Annotated in this window: 16 protein-coding genes and 2 pseudogenes; 14 read left to right on the top strand and 4 right to left on the bottom strand. The window is 59.7% G+C overall.

Annotated elements, in window-relative coordinates:
* Positions 1-24: 24 nt before the first annotated feature.
* The 14 genes and pseudogenes from B4968_RS02095 to B4968_RS02030 all read left to right on the top strand — a co-directional run bounded on the left by B4968_RS02095 (position 25) and on the right by B4968_RS02030 (position 12,315).
* A complete protein-coding gene (locus B4968_RS02095; protein WP_083096188.1) occupies positions 25-786 on the top strand; it encodes a Phenylacetic acid catabolic protein in 762 nt (253 codons plus the stop codon).
* 567 nt (positions 787-1,353) lie between these two features.
* Positions 1,354-2,217, top strand: a complete 864-nt coding sequence (locus B4968_RS02090; RefSeq protein WP_083096280.1) for a branched-chain amino acid aminotransferase — start codon at positions 1,354-1,356, stop codon at positions 2,215-2,217.
* 383 nt (positions 2,218-2,600) lie between these two features.
* Entirely contained in the window at positions 2,601-3,056 is a 456-nt protein-coding gene (locus B4968_RS02085) for a universal stress protein (RefSeq protein WP_083096185.1), read from the top strand.
* 191 nt (positions 3,057-3,247) lie between these two features.
* Positions 3,248-3,811 carry a NifU family protein gene (locus tag B4968_RS02080; RefSeq protein WP_083096183.1) on the top strand — a complete coding sequence of 188 codons (564 nt, stop codon included), beginning with the start codon at positions 3,248-3,250 and terminating at the stop codon, positions 3,809-3,811.
* Positions 3,801-4,244: a GFA family protein gene (locus B4968_RS02075; RefSeq protein WP_083096180.1), complete on the top strand. Its 444-nt coding sequence runs from the start codon at positions 3,801-3,803 to the stop codon at positions 4,242-4,244. Before B4968_RS02080 ends, B4968_RS02075 begins: the two co-directional genes overlap by 11 nt.
* Positions 4,245-4,332: 88 nt before the next feature.
* Entirely contained in the window at positions 4,333-4,869 is a 537-nt protein-coding gene (tsaB, locus tag B4968_RS02070; RefSeq protein ID WP_420916444.1) for a tRNA (adenosine(37)-N6)-threonylcarbamoyltransferase complex dimerization subunit type 1 TsaB, read from the top strand.
* A complete protein-coding gene (locus tag B4968_RS02065; RefSeq protein ID WP_241525504.1) occupies positions 4,862-5,287 on the top strand; it encodes a GNAT family N-acetyltransferase in 426 nt (141 codons plus the stop codon). Before tsaB ends, B4968_RS02065 begins: the two co-directional genes overlap by 8 nt.
* A gap of 155 nt (positions 5,288-5,442) precedes the next feature.
* The gene (locus B4968_RS02060) at positions 5,443-6,441 is read left to right on the top strand and encodes a BMP family lipoprotein (protein WP_083096173.1); all 999 of its coding nucleotides are present in this window, start codon (positions 5,443-5,445) and stop codon (positions 6,439-6,441) included.
* A gap of 23 nt (positions 6,442-6,464) precedes the next feature.
* Positions 6,465-6,731, top strand: coding sequence for a nuclear transport factor 2 family protein (locus B4968_RS02055; protein ID WP_241525503.1), 267 nt, complete (start codon positions 6,465-6,467; stop codon positions 6,729-6,731).
* Complete coding sequence (locus tag B4968_RS02050) at positions 6,728-8,257, top strand: ABC transporter ATP-binding protein (protein ID WP_083096168.1); 1,530 nt, start codon at positions 6,728-6,730, stop codon at positions 8,255-8,257. The genes B4968_RS02055 and B4968_RS02050 overlap by 4 nt, the downstream gene beginning before the upstream one ends.
* Positions 8,258-9,352, top strand: coding sequence for an ABC transporter permease (locus B4968_RS02045; protein WP_083096165.1), 1,095 nt, complete (start codon positions 8,258-8,260; stop codon positions 9,350-9,352).
* A pseudogene (locus tag B4968_RS02040) lies at positions 9,352-10,316 on the top strand (ABC transporter permease). Before B4968_RS02045 ends, B4968_RS02040 begins: the two are co-directional and overlap by 1 nt.
* Positions 10,317-10,582: 266 nt before the next feature.
* On the top strand, positions 10,583-11,503 hold the full coding sequence (locus B4968_RS02035) for a sulfite exporter TauE/SafE family protein (protein WP_083096163.1): 921 nt from the start codon (positions 10,583-10,585) through the stop codon (positions 11,501-11,503).
* 2 nt (positions 11,504-11,505) lie between these two features.
* Positions 11,506-12,315: a TIGR02186 family protein gene (locus B4968_RS02030; RefSeq protein WP_083096161.1), complete on the top strand. Its 810-nt coding sequence runs from the start codon at positions 11,506-11,508 to the stop codon at positions 12,313-12,315.
* A 137-nt stretch (positions 12,316-12,452) separates the two neighbouring features.
* Here the strand turns inward: B4968_RS02030 and B4968_RS02025 are convergent, their stop codons facing one another.
* From B4968_RS02025 to B4968_RS02010, 4 genes and pseudogenes are all read right to left on the bottom strand, one after another.
* A complete protein-coding gene (locus B4968_RS02025) occupies positions 12,453-13,220 on the bottom strand; it encodes an SDR family oxidoreductase (RefSeq protein WP_083096158.1) in 768 nt (255 codons plus the stop codon).
* On the bottom strand, positions 13,217-14,752 hold the full coding sequence (locus tag B4968_RS02020) for an ATP-dependent DNA helicase (protein ID WP_083096155.1): 1,536 nt from the start codon (positions 14,750-14,752) through the stop codon (positions 13,217-13,219). Before B4968_RS02020 ends, B4968_RS02025 begins: the two co-directional genes overlap by 4 nt.
* A gap of 141 nt (positions 14,753-14,893) precedes the next feature.
* A pseudogene (locus tag B4968_RS02015) lies at positions 14,894-15,534 on the bottom strand (acyl-homoserine-lactone synthase).
* A gap of 127 nt (positions 15,535-15,661) precedes the next feature.
* Entirely contained in the window at positions 15,662-16,381 is a 720-nt protein-coding gene (locus B4968_RS02010; RefSeq protein WP_083096152.1) for a helix-turn-helix transcriptional regulator, read from the bottom strand.
* Positions 16,382-16,709: the final 328 nt, after the last annotated feature.

The following is a 16,709-nucleotide window of genomic DNA, read 5'->3' as shown; positions in this document are numbered from 1 at the left end:
CGCGTTTTAGAGGAAGGACATTCCATGGCCGAGGACATGAGCATCGAAAGCTATCTTGCCCAGGGCGGCATGCTGAGCAATCCGGCCAATGTGCCACCGCGCTATCGCGCTGCCTTGCTGAAACTGATGGCGACCTTTGTTGACAGCGAGTTGGCCGGTGCGGCTGGCTTTGCCGATATCATCAATGCAGGCCCCGGCATCAAGGCCCGTATCGCTGCCGCCAAGATCGTGCTGGAGAAAAGCGACAACGCCGATCGTGTGCTCAGGATCATGGGTGAGTTTGGCGCCGACACCGAGCGCTACGCCGACCATCACCCCTGGACAGCGCGGCTGGAGCGCGATGCCGACATCGGCCAGAGCCGTACGGGCCACGACATGCGGCTGGCGGTATTCAACTACCCGCTGCAGGGCTGGGCCGATGCTGTGGTGATGAACCTGTTGATGGGTCGCGCCGTGGCGGTGCAACTGGCCGAGTTCTCCCTGATTTCCTATCAGCCCCTGGCCGAAGCCTTTCGCGCCATAGCCCCGATCGAGGCCCGCCATGCGGAACTGGCCGAAGAGGGGCTGGAGCGGTTGATTGAGGACAGTGGCACGGGCGATCTGCAACCCTTGGTCAACTATTGGTGGCCGCGGGTTTCTGTGAGTTTTGGCACCGAGGATTCGGATAACTTCGACGGGCTGAAATCTCTGGGCCTGCGCCGCACGCCCAATCGCGAGTTGAACACCCGCTGGCAGGCCGAAGCCGGTGCGACGCTGGCCAAGCTAGGCCTGAAGCCCGGCAAGTAGACCAGTCAGTAGACTGGCCCGTCAGCGAGCCAGCTGTTGGAGCCAGCAGAAGGCCTGCAGACCACCTCCCAAATCCTCCCGCCAGGGGACAAGGCGCATCAAAGATGCACCGCCCCTGTTGGGCCCAGCGCGCGCCTGACGGCGCGCGCGGCGGCACCATATAGCCAGTCCAGCCTTCTGCGCTGCAGGGGTGTAGTCCCGGCCTAAAGACGGGGGAATCTGCGTGCTGTGTCTCTGCCGCATTCAGCACGTTTGAATTACAGATGCCTTTCAATAAACCAAAAGATGAGACGCAATAGCAAGAGACGAAAGAGCCCATCCATGACATCCGCAAGGGAAGAATGAGCAGAGCCTGACAGGTCTCTTTCCCTTCTCTTTTCCTTGGCCGCACACCCCAATAGGTTTCGCAGCTTGCTTGCCAGGTGGCTCACCTGACCAAGGCATCTTTGGCACTCAACCAGGCAGGTGCCCATGTCAAACCAGGCAGGTGCCAAGGGCAAAAAGGTCTGGCCCTATGACCTTTTCTCTCCTAGTTTCTCCTCAGATCTGACCAGGAGGGCAAAGACCATGGCCGTAGGCAAAAACATCCGCACCTATTTTCAAGGCAGCTGGCATGACGGCGATCTGGCGGTGATGAAAGCGGCGGACCACGCAATGTGGCTGGGCTCATCCGTGTTTGATGGCGCACGACTGTTTGATGGGATGACGCCAGATCTGGACCTGCATTGCGCCCGCACCAATGCCTCTGCCGAGGCTTTGATGATGGTTCCCACCGTGCAGCCAAGCGATATGGTGGAGATCGCGCTGGAAGGTCTGAAGAGCTTTGATGCGGGGGCGGCCGTGTACATTCGTCCAATGTACTGGGCCACCAACGGCGATGACACGGTGATTGCGCCGTCTCCGGAAAGCACCGAGTTTGCGCTTTGCCTGGAGGAAATCCCTATGGCACCTGCTGCCTCCAGCGCCAGCCTGAACCGAACCCGCTTCCGGCGACCAATCCTGGAAAGTGCCGTGGTCAACGCCAAGGCAGGCTGTCTTTACCCAAACAATGCCCGGATGCTGCGAGAGGCTCGCGCCAAAGGATTCACCAATGCACTGGTGCTGGATGCCATGGGCAATGTCGCAGAAACGGCGACTGCCAACATATTCATGGTGCGTGACGGTGAGGTCTTTACCCCGGTGCCAAACGGCACCTTTCTCGCAGGTATTACCCGGGCGCGCCACATCGCGAACCTGCGTGCCGATGGGGTCAAAGTGCATGAAACCGTGTTGGGCTATCAGGATTTTGAGGCGGCCGACGAAATCTTTATGTCCGGCAACATGAGCAAAGTAACCCCTGTCACCGCCTTTGATGAGTGCACCTACCAGAGCGGCCCGATGGCAAAACGCGTGCGTGATCTATATTGGGACTGGGCCGCGAGCCGCAGCTAACATTAACATCCCACGAGACGGATGAGATAAACTCCCATCTGCTCCCGCCCGTCGCCCTCGCCGCCTGAAGAAGGCGGCGCATCGCCCGTTGGGCATAGCGCCGTGCCAAGCGGCACGGCGCGGTTGCGACCACAAGAGAGGCCACCGTGCTTTGATGAGCGTCCTGCGCCGCGCCTGCGGCGCCAGTCTCAACTGTCACGGGTCCAACTAGTCACGGGCCCAACTATAATGGGGATCCTTGATCCCCAGGAACAGGCGGGAGCGCTCCGCCTCTCTCTTTCGCGCGAAACGCGTCACAGGCGAAAACAGGCTTCTGCGTCAAAGCTATTGTTGCGCGCGCGCTATTGCGTCATGATCCCTGTCGGAGCAACCAGAGGCCTGAAATGCGCAAATTCCTTGTTGTACTGGATGACAGCCGTGAATGTTTGAACGCCATGCGTTTTGCTGCCATGCGCGCAGCCAAAACCGGAGGCGGGGTCGCCATCCTTTCGGTCATTCCACCGGATGATTTCAATCACTGGATTGGTGTCGGCGAGGTGATGCGTGAGGAAGCCCGTGAACGCATCCATGCCCATTTTGAAGTCTTTGCCAAATGGATGCGCGACCGTCAGGGTGTGGACCCGGAGTTGGTCATACGTGAGGGCGATGCGGTGCCTGAGATCATGGCACAGATTGAGGCAGATACCGAAATCGGTGTCCTGGTTCTGGGAGCGGGCAATGATCGCAAGGGCCCGGGTCCGCTGGTGACACAGCTGAGCAAATCGTCAGGCAGCCTTCCCGTCCCCATCACAATTGTTCCAGGCGATCTGTCAAAGGAACGGCTGGATGCCATCACCTAGCCCCACAGCCCAGTGTCCAAGGGGCCAGTGCTAAAGGCGCCAGTGTTCAAGGGGCCAGTGTTCAACAGTCCAGTGTTCAAGAGCCAAAAAATGGGGTTGCAGCGCGGCCCTGATGAATTTAGAATAATTCTAAACCTTGACTTGATGCGCCCTGAAGCGCATATCCCATAGACGCAATTTGGAGGCCCGAGATGTTTATTCAGACCGAATCCACGCCCAACCCGGCGACGCTGAAATTCCTGCCGGGCCAGACCGTTCTGGACGCTGGCACCGCTGATTTCCCCAGCTCTGAGACCGCAGGGACATCACCGCTGGCAACACGGATTTTTGCAGTCTCAGGCGTCAATGGCGTCTTCTTTGGCAATGACTTCGTCACCGTGACCAAGTCGGACGAGATCGAGTGGGACCATATCAAACCTGCGATCCTTGGCGCCATCATGGAGCATTACCAGTCTGGTCAACCCATTGTTGACGCTGGTGGAGAGCAGTCCTCTGGCCACGCAGAGCACAGTGGAGAAAACTCTGAAATCGTCGACCAGATCAAGGATCTGCTGGACAGCCGTGTGCGCCCGGCCGTGGCTCAGGATGGTGGCGACATTACGTTTCACGGATTTGATCGCGGTGTGGTCTACCTGCATATGCAGGGGGCCTGTGCCGGCTGCCCCTCGTCCACTTTGACGCTGAAGATGGGCATCGAAAATCTGCTGCGCCATTACATCCCGGAAGTGACCGAAGTCCGTCCAGTTGCCGTCTGAGGCAAATCTTGCGATCACTGGTCGCTGCTATTGTGGCAAATGTGAACTGAGATTAGCTGCAGCGCCAAAAACAGTGGCCTATTGCCACTGCACCGACTGTCGCCGCTGGACCGGGGCGCCAGTCGGCGCCTTTGCAGCCTTTGCCTCCAAGGACCTAAGCGTGACACCTGAACTGGGACGCGGATTTTCACGCCATCCTGGTGTCATGCGATGGAACTGCCCGGACTGCGGCTCACCTCTCGCGGCCAGCTTTGACTATCTGCCCGGACAAATATATGTGCCTATTGGCCTGCTGGACCAAGCCGCAGCACTCCCGCCGCAGCTCCATAGCCACGCGGCATCGCGACTTCCCTGGCTTCATATTGAGGATGACCTTCAACGGTCTGCCTCCTCGGCCCGCAACACTTTGAACGTCCCAAACAACAAGATCTGACCATGCCAGACACCGTCATCCCGCCCCACCCGCCTCTGCCCCCCTGGTTTTGGGCTTTGACACCTCCGCCGCGCATTGCGCGGCTGCTTTGTTGCGTGGGGATGTACTGCTGGCGGAACGCTTTGAGGAACGGACGCGTGGGCAGGCGGAACGCTTGATGCCCCTCCTCGAAGAGATCCTGACGGAGGCAGGCGTCACCTGGTCAGATCTGGACGCCATAGGGGTCGGGGTGGGTCCGGGCAATTTCACCGGCATCCGCATCGCGGTTTCTGCCGCGCGCGGGTTGGCCCTGGGGCTGGGAATTCCGGCCGTTGGCATCTCGGGCTTTGATGCCCGCGACGCTGCGGGCACGCTGGCAGCGGTGCCTGCCCCTCGGGCGCAGGTCTATGCCGCCCTGCCAGGGGAAGCGCCGCGTCTGATGCCAGAGTCTGAAGCCCGCGACGCCGCCCGCAGCGCCGGGCTGAGCTTTGCGCCTGAGGCCTCTCCCGCAGATTTGGCGCAACGTATTGCCATACTCACCGCCACGCGTTTCCAGCACTGCACAGCCTCCCCCGCGCCGCTGTATCTGCGCGCCGCAGATGCGGCACCGGCCCGTGATCAGCCACCGCAATTGATTGATGGCTGAGACCTTATCCCCGAAAGCAATGGCGCGGATCCATGCCGCAGCCTTTATGCAGTCCCGGCCCTGGTCAGAGGATGAATTCGCCTCTCTGCTCGACAGTCCCCTGGCCTTTGCCGTAGGAGATGCGCGTGCCTTTGCGCTGGTGCGCGTCATCGCCGATGAGGCCGAACTGCTGACCATTGCCACGGCCCCCACCCACCAGCGCCAGGGCCTCGGCCGCAAAACCATGCAGACCTGGCAGCAGCTGGCGCAAACACGCGGGGCTGACACTGCCTTTTTAGAAGTCGCCGCCGACAATACGGCCGCACAGAACCTATATTTGGCAGAGGGATTCGTGGCTTGTGGACGCCGTTCCGGATACTATAGCCGTGAAAATGCCGGATCCGTGGACGCTATCGTGATGCGAAAGAACTTACGTTAGGCTCCCTGCGCGGATTTCGCACCATATGGTCAAAAAGCAGTTGACCCCCTCCCCGCCCAAAGGGCTAAATTGCCGCACCTTTTAAAAACAATCCTTGCTAGGCTGGTCCGACCTCCTTTGGCCTCTGCGGGAATAACAAACCGGGAGTACCCCTAATGACGCTGATGAAATCCCTGATGGGCGCCACAGCCACGCTGGCCCTTTCTGCTGGTGCCGCCCTGGCCGAGCCTGCGCTGATCTTTGATCTGGGTGGCAAATTCGACAAAAGCTTTAACGAAGCCGCCTTTGGTGGCGCACAGCGTTGGGCAGAAGAATCTGGCGGCACCTTCCGCGAGATCGAACTGCAGTCAGAAGCCCAGCGTGAGCAGGCCCTGCGCCGCTTTGCCGAGGCCGGCTCGAACCCCATCGTCACCATGGGTTTTGGTATGGCTGACCCGCTCAGCTCTGTTGCCCCCGACTATCCTGATACCAAATTTGTTGTGATCGACGTCACCTGGCTTGATCAACCAAATATTCGTCAGGTTGGCTTTGCCGAGCACGAAGGCTCGTATCTGGTTGGCATGATGGCGGCGATGGCCTCGAAAACCAACACTGTTGGCTTTGTTGGCGGTATGGACGTGCCGCTGATCCGTCACTTTGGCTGCGGCTATGCCCAGGGCGTCAAAGCGGTGAACCCTGATGCGACCGTGATTGCCAACATGACCGGCACCACCCCTGCGGCCTGGAATGACCCGGTCAAAGGCTCTGAGCTGACCAAAGCACAGATCAGCCAGGGCGCCGATGTGGTCTATGCTGCGGCCGGTGGCACCGGTGTTGGTGTTCTGCAAACCGCCGCTGACGAAGGCATCCTGTCGATCGGCGTTGACAGCAACCAGAACCACCTGCACCCGGGCAAAGTCCTGACCTCGATGATGAAGCGCGTCGATGTTGCCGTCTATGAAGCCATGACCGCAGGCGAATCCATTGAGGCAGGCGTCTTCTCTATGGGTCTGGCGGAAGAGGGTGTTGGCTATGCGCTCGACGAGAACAACGCGGCCCTGGTCAGCGATGAGATGAAAGCGGCCGTAGATAAGGCCCGCCAGCAGATCATCGACGGCGAGATCGAAGTTGTGTCCTACTATGCGGACAACAGCTGCCCTGTGCTGAAGTTCTAAACAGAAAGCCCCAGGCCATGACAATGTGTCTTCATACCTTGTTTTCGGCCTGGGGCGCCCCGTCGCCCGAGGAGCGTGCTGCCAAGACAGATGCAGCCATTGGGCCGATTTTTTACTACTCCGATCCAAACGCTCCAGACCCGATTGAGGGCTGCATACAGGGCCGCGAGGCCTTTTCGGACTATATTGCCCAGTTTACGGCTATGATGCGCGGGCAGTATTTCGCAGATCTGGCAGAGGACAGGCTGCTGCGTGTGATTGGATTTTCAGGCATGGGAGAGCCCGATTGACCGCCCCCGCCATTGAACTCAAAGGGATTTCAAAATCCTTTGGCCCCGTTCAAGCCAACAAAGACATCTCGATCAGCGTCGCACCCGGTACCATCCACGGTATCATTGGCGAAAACGGCGCTGGCAAATCCACCCTGATGAGCATCCTCTACGGGTTTTACAAAGCCGACAAAGGCGAGGTCTGGATCAACGGCAGCAAAACCGAGATCCCCGACAGCCAGGCCGCCATCGCGGCCGGTATCGGCATGGTGTTTCAGCATTTCAAACTGGTGGAGAATTTCACCGTGCTGGAAAACATCGTGCTGGGCGCCGAAGAGGGCGGCCTGCTGATGCCCTCATTGACCAAGGCGCGCAAGATCCTGAAAGAGCTCGCTGCCGAGTATGAGCTCAACGTTGATCCCGACAAGCGCATTGATGAAATCGGCGTCGGCATGCAGCAGCGGGTCGAGATCCTGAAAGCGCTGTATCGTCAGGCCGATATCCTGATTCTGGATGAGCCCACCGGCGTGCTGACCCCGGCCGAGGCTGACCAGTTGTTTCGCATTCTCGACCGGCTGCGCGCCGAAGGCAAAACCATCATCCTGATCACCCATAAGCTGCGCGAAATTATGGAACCCACCGACACGGTCTCGGTGATGCGGCGCGGCGAGATGACGGCAACGGTCAAAACCGCCGAGACCAGCCCCGAGCATCTGGCAGAGCTGATGGTGGGGCGCAAGGTGCTGCTGCAGGTGGATAAACTCCCAGCAAACCCCGGCAAACCGGTGCTTGAAATTGAAAACCTGCGGGTCATGGACGAGGCCGGCGTGGAACGCGTCAAAGGCATCGACCTGACGGTGCGGGCCGGAGAGATCCTCGGCATTGCGGGCGTGGCCGGCAATGGCCAGTCGGAACTGCTAGAGGTGCTGGGTGGCATGCGCATTGGCGAAGGCACCATTCGCCTGAACGGCAGCGATCTGCCGCTGCGCGGCGCTGGCTCGGATGCCCGCGCCCGGCGCGCATCGCACGTGGCCCATGTACCAGAGGATCGCCAGCGCGAGGGCCTGCTCATGGACTTTCACGCCTGGGAAAACACCGCCTTTGGCTATCACCACGCGCCCGAATACCAGCAGGGCCTGTTGATGGACAATGCGGCGATCCGGGCGGATACTGAAGCCAAGATGCAGAAATTCGATGTGCGGCCGCCAGATCCCTGGCTCGCGGCGAAAAACTTTTCCGGCGGCAATCAGCAAAAAATCGTGGTGGCGCGTGAGATCGAGCGCAATCCGGATTTGCTGCTGATTGGTCAGCCCACCCGTGGCGTCGATATTGGCGCCATTGAATTCATTCACAAACAAATTGTCGATCTGCGCGATCAGGGCAAAGCCATCCTGCTGGTCTCGGTCGAACTGGAAGAGATCCTGTCGCTCGCCGACCGCGTGGCGGTGATGTTTGACGGTGTGATCATGGGCGAACGCGACGTGAACCAGACCGATGAAAAAGAGCTGGGCCTGTTGATGGCCGGCGTCGCGGGGGAGGCCGCGTAGATGGAAAAAATGCCTAAATGGGCCGATGTTGTGCTGATCCCCCTGATCAGCCTGGTTCTCGCTGCTGGCCTCTCTGCTCTGGTGATCCTTGCCATTGGCGAGGACCCGATTGCGGCTGTCAAACTCATGGTCGATGGTGCCCTGGGATCCAGCTATGGCTGGGGCTATACGCTGTATTATGCCACGAATTTCATGTTCACCGGCCTTGCGGTGGCGGTGGCGGCCCATGCCGGGCTGTTCAATATCGGTGGCGAAGGTCAGGCCATGCTGGGGGGGCTGGGTGTTGCCATGATCTGCCTGTTCATCCCCTGGCCGCACTGGACGCTGGCGCTGCTCTTTGCCACCCTTGGGGCCGGGCTCTTTGGCGCCGCCTGGGCCGCTATTCCGGCCTATCTGCAGGCCAAACGCGGCAGCCATATCGTCATCACAACCATCATGTTCAACTTTATCGCCGCGGCTGTGCTGAACTATGTGCTGGTCAATGTGCTGAAGCCTGCAAACTCGATGGATCCGGCCTCGGCCCGGTTCAGCGACACGGTGCATCTGCCCTCGCTGCACGAATTGCTGGCACCGCTTGGCATCGCCTTTTCCAAATCGGCCCCGGCCAATGTCAGCCTGCTGGTGGCGGTTGCCGCCTGTTTTGGGGTCTGGCTGCGGATCTGGCGCAGCGCTCTGGGCTTTGAGATCCGCGCCTTTGGAAAATCAGAGCCCGGCGCGCGTTATGCCGGGATTTCGCCGGTAAAAATCACCATGATCGCCATGATGATCTCGGGCGCATTGGCCGGGATGATGGCCATCAACAATGTGATGGGTGAGGTCGAACGTCTGGTGCTGAACGCCACCGAAGGCGCTGGCTTTATTGGTATTGCTGTTGCCCTGATGGGCCGCAACCATCCCTTTGGCGTGTTTGTGGCCGCGATCCTGTTTGGATTCTTGTATCAGGGCGGCGCAGAACTGGCGCTCTGGACCAAGATCCCGCGCGAGCTCATCGTGGTGATCCAGGCGCTGGTTATCCTCTTTACCGGTGCATTGGACAATATGGTGCGGATCCCGCTTGAGAAGATCTTCCTTGCCCTGCGTAAGGAGGCCAACTGATGGATTTCCTTACTTTGATTCAGGTGCTGGACAGCACCGTCCGGCTGGCAACGCCACTGCTGCTTGCCTGTCTGGCGGGCTTGTATTCCGAACGCGCCGGGGTCTTTGATATCGGGCTGGAAGGCAAGATGCTGATGGCGGCGTTTTTCTCGGCTGCGATTGCCGCTGTAACCGGCAATGTCTGGCTGGGACTGCTGGCTGGCATCGCCGCATCACTGGTGCTGTCCGGCCTGCATGGCCTGGCCTCTATCACCTTTCGTGGCAACCAGCTCATTTCGGGCGTGGCGATCAACTTTTTGGCGGCAGGCCTGACCGTGCTGATTGCGCAGGACTGGTTCAAACAGGGCGGACGCACGCCATCGCTGCTCACCAGTGGCCGCTTTGGCCCGATCACCTTTCCCTTTGCCGACAGCGTCAAGGATGTGCCCGTCTTTGGTCCCATCTATTCCGAGCTAATCTCGGGCCATTCCATTCTGGTCTATTTTGCCTTTCTGGCGGTGCCCGCCACCTGGTGGATCCTCTATCGCACCCGGTTTGCCTGCGCCTGCGCGCCGTTGGTGAAAACCCGGCAGCGGTGGATACCGCCGGGGTTTCGGTCATCGGCCTGCGCTATGCGGCGGTGGCGATCTGCGGTGTGTTGTGCGGCATTGCCGGCGCCTATCTCGCCACAGCGCTGCAGGCCGGCTTTGTCAAGGACATGACCGCCGGACGTGGCTTTATCGCGCTGGCCGCGCTGATCTTTGCCAAATGGCGGCCCTGGCAGGCGATGGGAGCCTGTCTGCTCTTTGGCCTGCTGCAGGCCGTGGCCCTGCGGTTCCAGAACATCGAGCTGGGCTCACTGACCATTCCGGTGCAGGCCATGGATGCCCTGCCCTATATCCTGACGGTGGTTATCCTTGCGGGTTTTGTCGGCAAGGCCGTCCCCCCCCGCGCCGGTGGTGAGCCCTATGTGAAAGAGCGCTAAGCAGCGCTGCCTGCCAGAAACGGCTACAAAGCCCCGCGCAGCTGACATCTGCGCGGGGCTTTTCTCTGGGGCCTGCAGCCCTGTATGCCTCTTTGCAGCCCCCTGCCCCCCAAAAGCCCGGCCAGAGGCCAACGGCGCCTGCCCCACCCAGCCGCCTGTGGCGCTCTTGCCATCTATAGGTCCAGTTTCGCCCTCTGATCAGTCCTGCACGCTGCAGAGCGGCATCCTCAGTTGCTTTTCTTGCAATGCTGCGCTCTAACTTATTCATGCAAGTTTACCTTCCCATCGCCGAGGTATCGGTCAACGCCTTCCTCCTGCTGGGCCTCGGGGGCATCGTCGGAATTTTGTCCGGCATGTTCGGGGTCGGCGGTGGATTTCTGATGACACCTTTGTTGTTCTTTATTGGCATCCCGCCCGTTGTCGCGGTCGCCACCGAGGCCAACCAGATCGTCGCCTCCTCTTTTTCGGGCGTCCTGGCGCATTTCCGAAGGCGCACGGTCGACATCAAGATGGGCATGGTGCTGCAGGTTGGCGGCCTCATCGGCGCTGCAGTGGGCGTGGTGGTCTTTAACTACCTCAAAAGCCTCGGACAGGTCGATTTGCTGGTGACCCTTTGCTATGTGGTCTTCCTGGGCGTTGTTGGCACCTTGATGTTCATCGAGAGCCTCAACGCCATATTCAAGTCCAAACGCGCCGGTGGCGCTCTGCCGCCGCGCCGCCAGCGTGGCTGGGTGCATGCCCTGCCGTTCAAAATGCGCTTTCGCACCTCCGGGCTGTATATCTCGGTCATCCCGCCAATCCTGGTCGGCGTCGCCGTTGGTATTCTGGCAGCCATCATGGGCGTCGGCGGTGGTTTTATCATGGTGCCTGCAATGATCTACATTCTTGGCATGCCCACAAAGGTTGTTGTTGGCACATCGCTGTTTCAGATCATTCTGGTAACGGCCTTTACAACGATGCTGCACGCCACCACCAACTACACGGTTGATATCGTGCTGGCGGTTCTGTTGCTGGTTGGTGGCGTGGTTGGCGCCCAGATTGGCACCCGCATCGGCGTCTACCTCAAGGCTGAGCAGCTGCGTATTCTGCTCGCCCTGATGGTCATGGTGGTCTGTGCCAAACTGGGGCTCGACCTGCTGCTGATGCCTTCCGAGCTCTATTCCCTTGGCGCGGCGGGAGGACATTGATCATGACCCGCCCCCTGTTGCAGTCGCTGTCTCTCTGCCTGTCTCTGGCTGTGGGCGCCCTTGCTCCGCTACCCTCGCATGCGCAGGCTGCAGGAAAAGCCGGAGAAGAAGTGGTGCTGGGCCTCAGCCAGGACCGCGTTGCCATCACCGCCGATTTTGACGGCTCAGAAATTCTGATTTTTGGCGCGGTAAAGCGCGAAACCCCCATTCCCGAGGGCCCTTCGCTGCAGGTTATTGTTGCGGTCTCTGGTCCCCAGTCCCCCGTCACCGTGCGCCGCAAGGCCAAACGGCTCGGCATCTGGGTCAACACCGACAGTGTTTTGGTTGATTCCGCGCCCAGCTTTTATGCCATTGCCACCAGTGCGCCCTTTTCAGAGGTCATCTCTGATACCGAGGATCTGCGCTACCGTGTCTCTATCGCCCGTGCCATCCGTTCGGTTGGCGCTGCGATGAATATCCAGGGGGCGCAGGATTTTGCCGATGCTGTGGTGCGCATTCGCGAGGACCGCGGGCTTTACTCGCTGCGTGAGAACACCGTCGCGGTCGATCAGCAAACCCTGTTCCGCACCGCCATCGAGATGCCGTCCGATCTGACCGAAGGGCATTATACCGCGCGAATCTTGCTCACGCGGGATGGAAAAGTTGTCTCCAAGTTTGAGACCGACATCGATGTGCGCAAGGTCGGGCTGGAGCGGTTCCTCTACGCGATGTCGCGCGAGAAGCCGTTTCTTTACGGGCTGATGTCTTTGGCAATTGCCATTGCGGCCGGCTGGGGCGCCTCTGCGGCCTTCCGCCTGCTCCGCAATGGCTGATTTCGCCCGTTTGCGCCGCCCGCCAGCCCTGCCCCGCCGCAGCGAGGGGCAGTAAGTGGCAGGCGCGCCCGTCACAGGAACGCCCGCCACAGAAACACCTGTCACAGCAGCGCCTGTCAGGGCTTAATCCGCAGCTGTCAGCCGCGGCCGATATAGGGCATTTTGGTCGCCATCACGGTCATAAACTGCACGTTCGCCTCAAGAGGCAACTGCGCCATGTACAGAACCGATTTGGCGGCATCCTCCACCTTGAAGCTCTGCATAGGTTCGGCATCAGGGGTCTGCGCCGCCTGACGCGCCGCCAGATCTTCGACCATAGGCGTGTTGGCATTGCCGATATCAATCTGGCCACAGGCGATATCAAAGGCACGCCCGTCCAGCGACAGGCTGCGGGTCAGGCCGGTGATGGCTGATTTGGTGGCGGCATAGGGCGCGGAATTGGGCCGCGGGGAATGTGCTGCGATTGAACCATTGTTGATGATCCGGCCACCCTGAGGCGTTTGATGCCGCATCTGACGAAAGGCCGCCCGAGCGGCCAGAAACATGCCGTTGAGGTTTACATTCACCGAGGCGTACCAATCCTCAAGGGCGATCTCGTCAATGGTGCCACCGGCTGTAAAAATCCCGGCATTGTTGAACAGAACATCCAGATGCCCCGTGGCCATGGCAAACTGGTTGACCGCGTGGTCCACGGCCGTCGCATCGGTGACATCCGCAGGCAGCACCGTGGCGTTTACATGGCCCATGGCGACCTCTTCCAGCGCCTCCTGGCGCCGGGCCAGCAGCCCGACCTGCCAGCCTTTTTCTAGGCAGAGCTCTGCCACTGCGCGGCCAATACCAGAACTGGCCCCGGTAATCAGGATCGATTTCGCCCGTATCGATTTTGCCTGTGTTGCGGTACTCATAGCATTGCTTCCTCTTGTATTTCCAAAGTCAGCGCTGCGGCCGGCGCGGCCTTTAGATCATCCACCCGCAGCGGGCCAGTTGGCTTTGACAGCCGGTTGCGCACCACCCAGATCAGACGCTCCTGCGCCCGGGTGATCGCCACATAGGCCAGACGCTTCCACAGAGGCTGGCCCGCCTCGACACGCCCCATGCGGGCCGCAACCTGGATGTCGGGGCCAAAGACCTGCGTGGTGTCCCACTGCGAGCCCTGCGCCTTGTGGATCGTCACCGCCGCCCCGTGCAAAAAGGTCGCCCCCATTCGGGCGGCATAGGGAATAAACGGCTCTTCCTCGCCGGGTTTTTCGATTTTGACAATTGAGGCCGCCGAGACCTGTGGGTCCAACGCGCCCATCACATGCAGCCTAGAGAACCCCGGTTTGCGCCCAGGTCCAAGATAGACAACCTGTGCGCCCTTGATCAGGCCGCGCGCCTCCAGATCCAGACGTTTCTTGCGGTGTTTCATCGGCAACTCAATACCGTCGCAAATCAGCGGCTCACCCTCTGCCAGCGCATCCTCGGGGGCGCCATGCACGCTACGAAAGGCATTGATCAGCCGGATGCGCGTGGCGTTGCGCCAGACCAGAACAGGACTGCGCGCCATCAGATCGACTTCGACCCGCTGGCCCCAGACCACCCGGTCATCGCGCCGCGCGGTCTCTTCGATCATCCGCTCAAAATCTTCAAACCCCAGCGCCGGATCCGCCAGCGCATGGGCCAGATCCAGGATCGGGTTGTCCGCATCCTGCCGGTGCACCCGGTGCAGCACCAGCTGGCGTGGCTCTGGCAGGGTTTCAAACACCATAGAGCCCGATTGGTTGACCGGCGCCAGCTGCGCCGGGTCGCCAAACAGCACCAAAGTCGGAAAAATCTCTTTCAGGTCCTCGAACTGGCGATTGTCCAGCATTGAGGCCTCATCGACAAAGCCCACATCCAAAGGGTCTTCGCGTCGCTTCCAGCCGGTGATAAAGTCCGAGCCGCGCAAGCCTGCCACGGCGAGGGCGCCGGGGATGGATTTGTTTTTGACATAAAACGCCGCCGCGCGTGCCAGCGCCTCCTCGGTCAGCCCCTCGACCTCGGGGATCTCGCCGTTCCCGGTGAGCCATTCGGCAATACGCTCATATTCGGGGTCATAGACTGGCGTGTACAGAATACGGTGAATGGTGGTGGCCGGCACGCCGCGCAGTCGCAACACGCTGGCCGCTTTGTTGGTTGGCGCCAGAATTGCCAGGCTGCGCCGGCCTGTTTTCTTGCGGCTTTCATAGTCGCCTGAAACCACCTCAAGGCCAGCCTGCTCCAGCGACTTATAAAGCTCTGCGAGCAGCAGGGTCTTGCCGGAGCCTGCTTTACCAATCACCGCCATGACCCCAGCCTCCCCCATGGGCGGCTGCAGCAGGCCATCGTCCATATCGACCCCAGCCTGGCGCAGCAGGGCCGCGACACTGCCATAGGCAACCGCCTGGTCATCGGAGAATTTCACGGTCAGATCTGTCATGGCGCGACCCTACAGCGGCTGGATCGGCTGCACCAGAGCAACCGATCCACTGCCTGCATCTTCGCCAGTATTTGGCCAGTCTCTTGGCCAGTGTTTTGGCCAGTCTCTGCGCCAGTGTTTTGGCCGGTGTTTTGGCCGGCCTTACCCCGTCATGCGCATTGGCGCCGGGGACGTGGCACCCCCAAAAGACAGATCAAACCAAAGCTGCGAAATCTCCGGGGAAATTCCTGCGCGCAGGGCGACGCGGTTATAGGCCTCGGCATTGTATTCCCACAGCCCAAGGCTGATTTTATCCCGGCCTGCGCCTGCCGACCTGATGATCTCGGGGCTAAAGCCAAGGCTGCGATAATGCGCACCATGCGACGATCAAAACCCCCCGCGAAATGCGCAATATTCAGGTTCCGCATGATTTCCAGCCCCGCCAGCGTCAAAGCGCCGGCAACATTACCGCCTGCCTCCCGTGACAGACAAAAACGGGTACATTCCCAGATCAGCGGGCTGGAAATCGGATTGCCTCCGGTGAGGTTGTCAAACACCTCATTCACCATCACCGGACCGGTTGTCGGCAAAAACCGCATCGAGCCGCCGTGGCTGCCATCGGGCATTTCCCACATCACATAGAGCGGGTTCAGGGCGTCGTACTGGTCTCGCTCTTCCCCGGCATCATCAATTTGGACATCCCAGCCGAGGCGGGTCTTGAACTGATCAGCGCGATCCAGAAACATGGAATGCGCCAGATCGGCACAGGTCTCAAGTTCACGCGCATAGATATAACGAAGCATTGCGGTTTTCTCCCCTTTTGATGGAAACGCAGGGAGATTATACGACCACAAGGCGAGTCGACCCAAGACGCAAGGGGGTCGCACTAGAATAGGGAAACAAACATATGCAGGGTGTTGAAATCAGGACCTAGATAATGATCAGTCCGGCGCTGATTGCCCGGGCAATGGCATGAGTGGTATTCAGAGCCCCCAGTTTGAAGCGGGCGCTTTCGATATAGACCCGCAGTGTGTGCTCGGAAATGGACAGTGTTTTGGCAACCTGGGCCCGGCTATAGCCAATTCCCAAAAGCGTCAGCGCATCCAACTCGCGGGGCGACAAAGGCTGTGCCTGTTCCGGCCTGCGGTCCGGTTCAAACTCCAGCGCCTTGCGATTGAAATAGTGCCCGATCAAAATCAAATCGCGGCTGTGATCTTCAATAAATTTTTCCCAGGCCTCATCTTCACAGGTGTGGCTTACGGAAAAGAGGGCGAACTGACCGTTGGGCCCCCGGATTGGTATGGAATAACCCTGGTTGCCGACGCCATGCTCTGATGCGTCCTTCAGAAACTCACGGGCCGATTTTGTCGACCAGTCCAGCCGTTTCCAGTCTACCGGGTGAAAGCGCTGATAGCAGCCCAGCACGACCGGGTCGATCCGGGTGTAGTTCTTGGTCTGATACTGCGTGGTCCAGGCGTCGGAATAGGTGCCAAAGTAATAGTGATCCCCAGCGCTATCGACCCAATGATACATCGCATGGTCAATGCCAAACTCCGCACAGATACTTTCAATAATACCCTGTAACCCCTCAAGCGTTTTGGTGGCATCCAGTGCCTTGAGTATTTTGTCCAGCTCTGCTTTGGTCGTCATGGGTCCACACATCAGTCATTTCGTCTGGGAAGTCGTCCCCTGCACTGTGCCGCCCTTAGGCCGACACGGGATCCAATCCACCCTCATCAGACCTTTTGTAGTGCCGGGCCGTGCAAGGTCAACGTTATCGTTCACGGTCCGGCTCATTTTTGTCTCACTCTCGCTATGCCGCCCGCCAACATCCGGCCCTATCGTGAAGCTATCAATAAACATTGCGGGTCTGGGCTGCGTCAAATTTGCTACACCCCCATTTCTGGTGATAGTGCGCGCATCTAACACTCTGAAAACCTGTACATGGGTCCACAATTGCAAAGGGGCGCCGCGAATC

Source organism: Pseudophaeobacter leonis (assembly GCF_002087335.1).
Classification (GTDB): domain Bacteria; phylum Pseudomonadota; class Alphaproteobacteria; order Rhodobacterales; family Rhodobacteraceae; genus Pseudophaeobacter; species Pseudophaeobacter leonis.
Note: the sequence above shows the minus strand (reverse complement) of the source record. Positions and strands in the feature narration are given on the sequence as shown.

What these genes read in the sequence shown, in the direction of transcription:
- B4968_RS02065 (WP_241525504.1), top strand. Translation starts at nt 4,862, where the DNA reads ATGGCTGAGACCTTATCCCCGAAAGCAATGGCGCGGATCCATGCCGCA.
- B4968_RS02035 (WP_083096163.1), top strand. Translation starts at nt 10,583, where the DNA reads ATGCAAGTTTACCTTCCCATCGCCGAGGTATCGGTCAACGCCTTCCTC.
- B4968_RS02020 (WP_083096155.1), bottom strand. Translation starts at nt 14,752, where the DNA reads ATGACAGATCTGACCGTGAAATTCTCCGATGACCAGGCGGTTGCCTAT.
- B4968_RS02085 (WP_083096185.1), top strand. Translation starts at nt 2,601, where the DNA reads ATGCGCAAATTCCTTGTTGTACTGGATGACAGCCGTGAATGTTTGAAC.
- B4968_RS02010 (WP_083096152.1), bottom strand. Translation starts at nt 16,381, where the DNA reads ATGACGACCAAAGCAGAGCTGGACAAAATACTCAAGGCACTGGATGCC.
- B4968_RS02045 (WP_083096165.1), top strand. Translation starts at nt 8,258, where the DNA reads ATGGAAAAAATGCCTAAATGGGCCGATGTTGTGCTGATCCCCCTGATC.
- B4968_RS02090 (WP_083096280.1), top strand. Translation starts at nt 1,354, where the DNA reads ATGGCCGTAGGCAAAAACATCCGCACCTATTTTCAAGGCAGCTGGCAT.
- B4968_RS02095 (WP_083096188.1), top strand. Translation starts at nt 25, where the DNA reads ATGGCCGAGGACATGAGCATCGAAAGCTATCTTGCCCAGGGCGGCATG.
- B4968_RS02060 (WP_083096173.1), top strand. Translation starts at nt 5,443, where the DNA reads ATGACGCTGATGAAATCCCTGATGGGCGCCACAGCCACGCTGGCCCTT.
- B4968_RS02025 (WP_083096158.1), bottom strand. Translation starts at nt 13,220, where the DNA reads ATGAGTACCGCAACACAGGCAAAATCGATACGGGCGAAATCGATCCTG.
- B4968_RS02080 (WP_083096183.1), top strand. Translation starts at nt 3,248, where the DNA reads ATGTTTATTCAGACCGAATCCACGCCCAACCCGGCGACGCTGAAATTC.
- B4968_RS02055 (WP_241525503.1), top strand. Translation starts at nt 6,465, where the DNA reads ATGTGTCTTCATACCTTGTTTTCGGCCTGGGGCGCCCCGTCGCCCGAG.
- B4968_RS02030 (WP_083096161.1), top strand. Translation starts at nt 11,506, where the DNA reads ATGACCCGCCCCCTGTTGCAGTCGCTGTCTCTCTGCCTGTCTCTGGCT.